This is a genomic window from Mesorhizobium sp. M0816 (assembly GCF_040320005.1).
Lineage (GTDB): Bacteria > Pseudomonadota > Alphaproteobacteria > Rhizobiales > Rhizobiaceae > Mesorhizobium.
The window spans coordinates 1-3,262 of the sequence record NZ_JAMYOT010000080.1 but is presented as its reverse complement, the minus strand read 5'-3'; the positions used below and the strand labels follow the sequence as shown (position 1 = coordinate 3,262).

The following is a 3,262-nucleotide window of genomic DNA, read 5'->3' as shown; positions in this document are numbered from 1 at the left end:
TGCGGCGGCCAAGGCGCCGACCGCGAAGAGAAGCGAGTGACCTGCGGAACGGCCCAGGAAAAAAGTACAGGAGCACCTTGACCTCAACCACCCCAATCAGAGAAGTCTCTCAGGGATGTCTTTTCTTTCGCTGTCCGACAGTGAAATACGCTTCCGTTTCGTCAACGGTCGCTTTGATCCGGAAATGGCGCCCGGACGCCAGTCATTTAGTTTTGTGAGCCGTCCTTTAGTGTCCGTTCCAAAAAGAGTTGAGTGATTTCAGTTGTGATTCCGTCGGATTTGCGAGATTCGATGGAGATCACGATGGCCTGGACTGAAATCACCCGTGCGCATTATGAGCGGCGTTGCGCCCGCTACGCAAGCGATCTGACCGATGCGGAGTGGGCGTTGATTGCGCCGATGATGCCGTCGGCGAACCGCATCGGCCGGCCGCGCAAGACGGACCTGCGCGAGGTCGTGAACGCACTTCTTTACCCCGCCTCGTCGGGCGGCGCGTGGCGATTGCTGCCGAAAGACTTCCCACCCTTTTCAACGGTGCAGAAGTATTTCTATCGCTGGCGTGAGGCGGGCTTGTTGCGGACCATCAGCAACAGCCTCGTCATGGCGGCGCGCGAGGCTGAGGGTCGGGAAGCGAGCCCGACGGCGGGCGTGATCGACAGATGGGGTATTCGGCTTGAGCCTCATCTTTTGGCGGAGATGCCATCAAGGTGCTGCGCTTCGAGCTGATGAAAAAACGTGGTCGGTTCCGTGGAACAGCCACAAGCCATCAGGAAGGAGAAGCGCAGCATGAAACATTATGTAGGAATGGACGTCTCGGTGAAAGAGACCGCAATTTGCATCGTCGACGAAACCCTTTGGCTTGGCTGGAAGAGCGCTGGGCTTTGGCTTGGCTGGATATATGGCTTTGTAGCCTTTCTTTGTTTGTGCATTCGTGCACTCGTGACGTAAGCGGCGGCGCGCCCGATATGACTTGCCTCCATATGTGGAACGGCCCGCATGGCAAGAGCTTTTTCAGTCGATTTTACACATTGGGATGTGCGGCCATATTTCCGCCTTTACGCGCGGCCTATGGCCGCTGGCGTCGATGAGATTCTCCAGCGTCGCGATGGCGTCCTTCGGTCGGCTTTGGCCAAGTTGAGACAGCGCCAGAAGACGTCGCAGCTGAGGTTCGCTGCGAACGACGTGTGGTTGCACGCTTGAGAAGTGCCTCGCATTCCGCAGGCCGATCTGCCAGCCGCAAAAGGAACTCCCGCGTTATTCAGATAGGCAACGAGGTCATGTTGATCGGCGAAGGCGATTTCCAGCATATGCTCCGCGACGGCGTTCATGTCATTGGCCGCGGCGTTGAGTTCATCGGCGCTGATCGAACTACCGGCTGCAGGAACGGCTACACCGGACGTCACGATCATAGACAGCGTTGCGACAGCTCCAATTCGCTTGAACTCCGCCATATCTGGATGGTTTAGCGCAAGCTGGCGATTGCGCTCCCCAATTGGAGACGTTACGACGGCTATAAATTCTGCCAGACCAAGGTCCGCATGTGCGCTGCCGACTAGCTTAAGAAGCAACCTCACTTTGCCACAGCGCAGGTCGCTATCCACTCCCTCCTCCATAGGATCTGGAGACGACGGGTGATCCAGCTCTATCCGCGGGTCGGTTACCGCACTTCCGTAATTCGTCTTGGGCTTTCCTTGTCTAGTTGTCGGGCGTTGGGCGGATGCCCCAGCCACATAGTACCACACGGGAATTCCGCACCGTGGCCACATCCCGTCTCCGTGCTGCCCGGCATTTCCGCCGGATTGAAGCGGACCTACTTGCCTCAATTCGGCGGCGCCCGTGCCAGGGGTGGGCTTGGCCTGATCTTCGATGCAGAAGCGCGCTGCATTTCAGCGAACCGGTTCGACCTGGTGGCCAATGGCCCACAGGAACGCCGCCATCTCGCGCGCGACCGCCGCAACAACAATGGGTTTGTTCTTGCCCGCAGCGATCAGGCGCCGGTATCTCCCGCACCGCCTTCGGCAGCCCCCTCGAGGCGGACGCGAATGGGCTCCGTCACCCTGGCGGGATAACGGTAGGCCCAGGCGCCTTTGATCAGGACGCGGCGGGCGCGGCGGTTGCCGGCCAGCGTCAGGCTGCCGCGCTTCACCGTGTCGCCGGTCGAGCGCTCCGAGGGCACCAGGCCGAGGAAGGCCATCAGCTGCCGCGGATTGTCGAAGCGACGGACATCGCCGACTTCGCTGGCAAAGGTGAGGGCGACGATGAAGGACATAGGGCGCGACCGCCGGCGCCATCGACCAGCTCGGCACGAGTTCAATCAGCTGGGCATCCAATCGATCGAGCCGGTTTTACGCATCGCTGCCTGTCGACCCTGGTCTTGGAACACGATCTGTTGGGCCGGATGGTCGAACTTCTGCGCCGCCAGCCAGCGGGCATGCGCCCGACTCCAGTTCTTGTGGCCGGCAAAGACACGACCATGGCGCAGCAGGAACGAAAGCAGCTGCTGACGCTTCTTACGCAGATCCTCGCTTGCCGTGGTCGCCTCGATCTCGCCGAAATAGCGAACTTCCCCATTGTGTCCGCCCGCGGCAATCGCAATCGCGTGCTTGGCTTTCGACACATCGACACCAACGTAGCGTTATCCTCTTCCATGGCCCGTCCTTCCTTTGCTGGGGCTCGGCTCGGCATTCCCGAGCAACCCCCGTTTGCTTTACAGCTGCAAAGACCAAGGGCGGGCCGCCGCTCAGACCACGGTCATACGTCTAGCAGCTTCTCTGATTGAGGTCGGTGAGGTCAAGCTTTCCTGTCTTTTCCGGACGATCTCGCCCCGTGGGCAACTCGCTTCTCTTCGCGGTCGGTGGCCTGCTGCCGGTTTTTCGGACACGAGGTTAAGCTAGCATAGCTTGTTCCTCGAACTCGACGGGGCTCAGATAGCCGAGCGTCGAGTGCCTTCGCCGAGGGTTATAGAAGCGCTCGATGTAGTCGAACACATCCGCCCTCGCGTCATCCCTCGTCCTGTATACCTTGCGGGCTGTCCGCTCGGTCTTGAGCGACGAGAAGAAGCTCTCCATCGCAGCATTGTCCCAGACGTTGCCCGACCGGCTCATTGAGCAGGTGATGCCGTGGTCGGCCATCAGTCGCTGGAACTGCTCGCTCGTATATTGGGCGGATTCAACCGGTCGTCGCAACACCCTCGATCATATCTGTTTTGAGCAACTGGTCGAGAGCCTCTGCAGGCGTGCGCCATTCCAGCGTCTTGCGGGGC

Annotated in this window: 3 protein-coding genes and 2 pseudogenes; 1 reads left to right on the top strand and 4 read right to left on the bottom strand. The window is 59.9% G+C overall.

From position 1 onward, the window contains the following. Positions 1-303: 303 nt before the first annotated feature. Positions 304-672, top strand: a pseudogene (locus NKI17_RS36665) (transposase); the annotation flags it as partial. Between the two features lie 383 nt (positions 673-1,055). Here NKI17_RS36665 and NKI17_RS36660 read toward each other — a convergent pair. The 4 genes and pseudogenes from NKI17_RS36660 to NKI17_RS36650 all read right to left on the bottom strand — a co-directional run. Then, on the bottom strand, positions 1,056-1,601 hold the full coding sequence (locus NKI17_RS36660; RefSeq protein ID WP_352907924.1) for a hypothetical protein: 546 nt from the start codon (positions 1,599-1,601) through the stop codon (positions 1,056-1,058). A gap of 386 nt (positions 1,602-1,987) precedes the next feature. Then, positions 1,988-2,269, bottom strand: coding sequence for a transposase (locus tag NKI17_RS37280; protein ID WP_502894736.1), 282 nt, complete (start codon positions 2,267-2,269; stop codon positions 1,988-1,990). A gap of 45 nt (positions 2,270-2,314) precedes the next feature. Then, positions 2,315-2,617 carry a hypothetical protein gene (locus NKI17_RS37275; protein ID WP_352873166.1) on the bottom strand — a complete coding sequence of 101 codons (303 nt, stop codon included), beginning with the start codon at positions 2,615-2,617 and terminating at the stop codon, positions 2,315-2,317. 268 nt (positions 2,618-2,885) lie between these two features. Beyond that, a pseudogene (locus NKI17_RS36650) lies at positions 2,886-3,164 on the bottom strand (IS3 family transposase); the annotation flags it as partial. Between the last annotated feature and the right edge of the window lie 98 nt (positions 3,165-3,262).

Excerpts from the sequence above, each read along its gene's own strand:
- NKI17_RS37280 (WP_502894736.1), bottom strand. The coding sequence starts at position 2,269 with ATGTCCTTCATCGTCGCCCTCACCTTTGCCAGCGAAGTCGGCGATGTC.